General features: G+C 75.3%; 4 protein-coding genes, 1 pseudogene and 1 riboswitch. Of the genes and pseudogenes, 3 read left to right on the top strand and 2 right to left on the bottom strand.

Going from position 1 to position 4,206, the window contains the following annotated elements; all coding sequences use genetic code 11:
- Positions 1-156: 156 nt before the first annotated feature.
- Positions 157-1,431 carry a DUF6350 family protein gene (locus tag Q0195_RS11110; protein ID WP_299278383.1) on the top strand — a complete coding sequence of 425 codons (1,275 nt, stop codon included), beginning with the start codon at positions 157-159 and terminating at the stop codon, positions 1,429-1,431.
- 1 nt (position 1,432) lies between these two features.
- Here Q0195_RS11110 and Q0195_RS11115 read toward each other — a convergent pair whose 3' ends face one another.
- Together Q0195_RS11115 and Q0195_RS11120 are read right to left on the bottom strand one after the other, a co-directional pair.
- Positions 1,433-1,981: a type 1 glutamine amidotransferase domain-containing protein gene (locus Q0195_RS11115; RefSeq protein ID WP_299278386.1), complete on the bottom strand. Its 549-nt coding sequence runs from the start codon at positions 1,979-1,981 to the stop codon at positions 1,433-1,435.
- A 178-nt stretch (positions 1,982-2,159) separates the two neighbouring features.
- Positions 2,160-2,585 (bottom strand): hypothetical protein, encoded by a 426-nt coding sequence (locus Q0195_RS11120; RefSeq protein ID WP_299278389.1) that lies wholly within the window; start codon positions 2,583-2,585, stop codon positions 2,160-2,162.
- Between the two features lie 39 nt (positions 2,586-2,624).
- Here Q0195_RS11120 and purN point away from each other — a divergent pair, with 39 nt between their 5' ends.
- Both purN and purH read left to right on the top strand, forming a co-directional pair.
- Positions 2,625-3,281: a phosphoribosylglycinamide formyltransferase gene (purN, locus tag Q0195_RS11125; RefSeq protein WP_299278392.1), complete on the top strand. Its 657-nt coding sequence runs from the start codon at positions 2,625-2,627 to the stop codon at positions 3,279-3,281.
- Between the two features lie 4 nt (positions 3,282-3,285).
- Positions 3,286-3,381, top strand: a riboswitch (ZMP/ZTP riboswitch).
- A 30-nt stretch (positions 3,382-3,411) separates the two neighbouring features.
- Positions 3,412-4,206, top strand: a pseudogene (purH, locus tag Q0195_RS11130) (bifunctional phosphoribosylaminoimidazolecarboxamide formyltransferase/IMP cyclohydrolase); the annotation flags it as partial.

A 4,206-nucleotide genomic window follows, 5' to 3' on the forward strand; every position in this document is an offset into this window, starting at 1 on the left:
CGGCGGGCCGTCCGCGTCCCTCCCGGCGGGTACGCCCCGACCGACCACCGAGCCGCCGGCAGACCGCCCGCCCGGGCGCGGACGGACCACGTCACATCCGGCGACACGCCGCCGCCCTCCCCGGCAGCAGCTCCGCGGTCGCGGACCATGGGACGGATGACGACGACGGTGGAGCTGGACAGCCCTGCCCGGCGGGCCCCGAGGCTGCCGGACGCCTGGCTCCGCGCCACCCTCGCGGGCGTCGAGACCGCGATCCTCAGCTGGCTGCTCGTCGTCGTGCCCACCGTGGCCGCCTACGTCGCCACCGCGGCGGCCCCGCTGCTCGGCGAGGCCAGCTGGATGGACGCCGCCGTCATCGGCACCGGTGTGTGGCTGCTGGGCCACGGCGGCGCGATCGACATGGGGGAGGCGGGTGTCGTCTCCCTGACCCCCCTCGGCACCAGCCTGGTGAGCGCCGCGCTGCTCTACGGTGGCGCGCGCCGCGTCCGGCTGCGCCGCCCCGCCACGGCAGCCTTCGCGCTCGGTGGCTTCACCCTCAGCGTGCTCGGGCTGTCCGCGCTGGTCCCGGGTCCCGCGGGACGGCCCACGGTGCTCCTCGGGGCGGTCCTCATCGGGACGAGTGCGCTGGTCCTGGCGCTGCGGCGGGCACACGCCCCCGCCCCCGCGTGGTGGGTCTGGCTGCGGGACCGCGTCCCGGACTGGGGGCGGGCCGGGCTGCGGGCGGCGTGGCTCGCGCTGGCCGCGCTGCTGACGCTGGCGCTCCTCGTCGTCGCGATCGCCCTGGTCCAGGGCGTGGTGACGGTGCTCGAGCTACACGAGGCGCTGGCACCGGGGCGGCTCGGTGCGGTGGTCCTCGTGCTCGCCCAGCTCGCCTTCGTCCCCACCCTCGTCGTCTGGGGCCTCGCCTGGCTCGCGGGGCCCGGCTTCGCCGTGGGGGAGGGCACGCTCTTCTCCCCGACGGAGGTGGTCGCCGCGCCGCTGCCCGCGGTGCCCGTGCTCGGGGTGCTGCCCCAGCCCGGGGCACCCGGTCTGGGCTGGGTGGTGCTGGCACCGCTCGTCGTGGGGGCCGGGGTGGGCCTGTGGCTGCACCGCCGACGCTTCCAGCAGACCTGGTGGGAGGCGCTGCTCAGCGGCGTCGTCGCCACCGGCACGGTCGCGCTCACCGCGGCGGTGCTCTGCGTGGCCGCCTCCGGCGGCATCGGGCCCGGTCGCCTCGCCACGGTGGGGGCCGCGGCCCCGGCCGTGGCGGGCGCGCTGGCCTGGCGGACCGGCCTGGGCGCCGGTCTCGTGCTGCTCGCGCTGCACCCGCAGGTGCACGCCCTCGTCGCGCGCGGCTACCGGGCCGTGCGCGCCCGGCTGCAGAACGCCGACGGCGATGCGGGCACGTCGCCCACGTCGCCGTCGGCGGAGCCGTCCGAGGGGTCGGACTAGGTCAGGCGGTCTGCCGCTCGTGCTCGCCCTCGGCGATCTCCTCCACGAGCTTGTCGCAGAACGCGGGGAGGTCGCTGGGGACGCGGCTGCTGACCAGGCCGTTGTCGACCACGACCTCCTCGTCCACCCAGGTCGCCCCGGCGTTGGACAGGTCGGTCTTCAGGCTCGGGTAGGACGTCACCGTGCGGCCGCGCAGCACGTCGGCGTCGGTGAGGATCCAGCCGCCGTGGCAGATGACACCGACCGGCTTGTGCTGGGCGAAGATCTCGCGGACGAAGGCGACGGCCGGCTCGTCCATGCGGAGCTTGTCGCCGTTCATCACGCCGCCGGGCAGCACCAGCGCGTCGTAGTCCTCCGGCCGGGCGTCCGCGGTGGTGAGGTCCACCTGCTGCTCGTGGCCCTTCTTGCCGGTGATCGTGCCGGTCCGCGGGGAGATGAGCACCGCCTCGGCGCCCTGCGACGTCACCGCCTCCCACGGCTGGGTGAGCTCGGAGTCCTCGTACCCGTCGGTGGCCAGGAACGCGACCTTCTTACCGGTCAGCTGAGCCATGGCTGTACCTCCTTCTCGTCTCGGGATCCCCTCCACGCTACGGCGGGTGGTGCGATCCCGCCTACCCAGCGCGCCGGGCGGGTGCGGCGCCCCACCGCGGGCGACCACCTCCGCGGTCGTTCGCGGCGCGGGCCGGGCGGGGGGACCCAGCGGGAGCGGTGCACGCGCACGTGCCCCGCTACGGCATGAGGTCGAGCAGCAGGTCCTGGGTGCGCTGCTCCAGCTCGGCGAAGCAGGCGTCCTGCGCCCGGTGGGTCAGCGCGCGGTCGAGACAGGCGTGGAACTCCGCGTACACCGGCCACATGAGCGCCTGCGCGGCCGTCACCACGACCATCCCGGCCGCGAAGACGATCCCGACGGCGACGAGCACCGTCGTCGCCACGCTCGTCACGCGGGCCCGGTGCATCCGCACCAGCCCGACGATGCCCAGCACCACCGCCACGGCGGCCAGCAGCCCGGGGACCAGCGGGAGCGGCCACGGCGGCCGGGTCACCGACAGCCACAGCGCTGCGAGGAGCACGACGGAGAACCACAGCACCGGCCGGTGCGCGGCACGCACCCGGTCCTCACCGGGCGGGGCGGCTCGCAGGTCCTGGGACGGCATGATGTCCAGTCTCCCACCCCGGCGGACTACCCTCGGCACGTGCCCACACGCGTCGTCGTCCTCATCTCCGGTGGCGGGTCCAACCTCGCCGCACTCCTCGAGGCCACCCGGGACCCCGGCTACGGGGTGGAGGTGGTCGCCGTCGGGGCGGACCGCCACTCGGCCGGCGGCCTGGAGATCGCCGCCCGCGCCGGCATCCCGACCTTCGTCGAACGTCTCTCCGACCACCCGGACCGCGAGTCGTGGGACCGCGCCCTCACCGCGGCCGTCGCCGCCGCGGAGCCGGACCTCGTCGTCTCGGCCGGCTTCCTCAAGCTCTGCGGCCCGCACTTCCTCGAACGCTTCGGCGGCCGGTACCTCAACACCCACAACTCCCTGCTCCCGGCCTTCGCCGGCATGAACGGCCCGCGGGACGCCCTGGAGTACGGGGTGAAGATCACCGGGGCCACCCTCTTCGTCGTCGACGAGGGCGTGGACACCGGCGCGATCATCGCCCAGGTCGCCGTCCCGGTGCGCGACGACGACACCGTCGACACGCTCACCGAGCGGATCAAGGTCGCCGAGCGGGCCCAGCTCGTCGAGCAGGTGGGCCGCCTGGCCCGGCACCGCTGGTGGGTCGAGGGACGGCGCGTCGTCGTCGAGGACCGGCCGGCCACTCCCGGCGACGGTGGCCCGCAGCCCGGCCGGAGGGAGTAGACTCGACCGCGGCCGTGACTGGCGCAACCGAGGTGGAGCGACACCACCGGGGAGCGGCCGGAAGTCCCCTGCACGGGCACCGCACGCCTGGGTGCCCCGGGTCCGTTCCATCGCACCCAGGAGTGACACCGTGACCGACACCCTTCCGATCCGCCGCGCGCTCGTCTCCGTCTACGACAAGACGGGGCTGGCGGACCTCGCCCAGGCCCTGCACGGGGCCGGTGTGGAGATCGTCTCCACCGGCTCCACCGCCCGCACCATCTCCGCGGCCGGTGTGCCCGTGGTGCCGGTCGAGCAGGTCACCGGCTACCCCGAGTGCCTCGACGGGCGGGTCAAGACCCTGCACCCGCGCGTCCACGCCGGTATCCTCGCCGACCGGCGCCGGGAGTCCCACCGGCGCGAGCTCGAGGAGCTCGGCGTGGCCCCCTTCGACCTCGTCGTCGTCAACCTCTACCCGTTCACCGACACGGTGGCCTCCGGCGCCGACGCCGAGGAGTGCATCGAGCAGATCGACATCGGTGGGCCCACCATGGTGCGGGCGGCCGCGAAGAACCACGCGAGCGTCGCCGTCGTCGTCGACCCGGCGGGCTACGACGACGTCGTGGCCGCGGTGACGAACGGCGGCTTCACCCTGGAGCAGCGGCGCCGGCTCGCCGCGGCCGCCTTCCGGCACACCGCCGACTACGACGTCGCCGTCGCCTCGTGGCTCGGCAACGTCGTCGCCCCCGACGACGACTCCGGCTTCCCGGCCTGGGTCGGCGGCACCTGGCGGCGGGCCGACGTGCTGCGCTACGGCGAGAACCCGCACCAGCCGGCGGCCCTGTACCTGTCCGGGACGCCGGGGCTGGCGCAGGCCGAGCAGCTCCACGGCAAGGCGATGAGCTACAACAACTACGTCGACGCCGACGCCGCCTGGCGCGCCGCC

This window comes from uncultured Georgenia sp., from assembly GCF_937958535.1.
Taxonomy (GTDB): Bacteria; Actinomycetota; Actinomycetes; order Actinomycetales; family Actinomycetaceae; genus Oceanitalea.

Bases quoted from the DNA above. Each gene is read 5' to 3' on its own strand.
- Q0195_RS11110 (WP_299278383.1), top strand. From the start codon at position 157: ATGACGACGACGGTGGAGCTGGACAGCCCTGCCCGGCGGGCCCCGAGG.
- Q0195_RS11115 (WP_299278386.1), bottom strand. From the start codon at position 1,981: ATGGCTCAGCTGACCGGTAAGAAGGTCGCGTTCCTGGCCACCGACGGG.
- Q0195_RS11120 (WP_299278389.1), bottom strand. From the start codon at position 2,585: ATGCCGTCCCAGGACCTGCGAGCCGCCCCGCCCGGTGAGGACCGGGTG.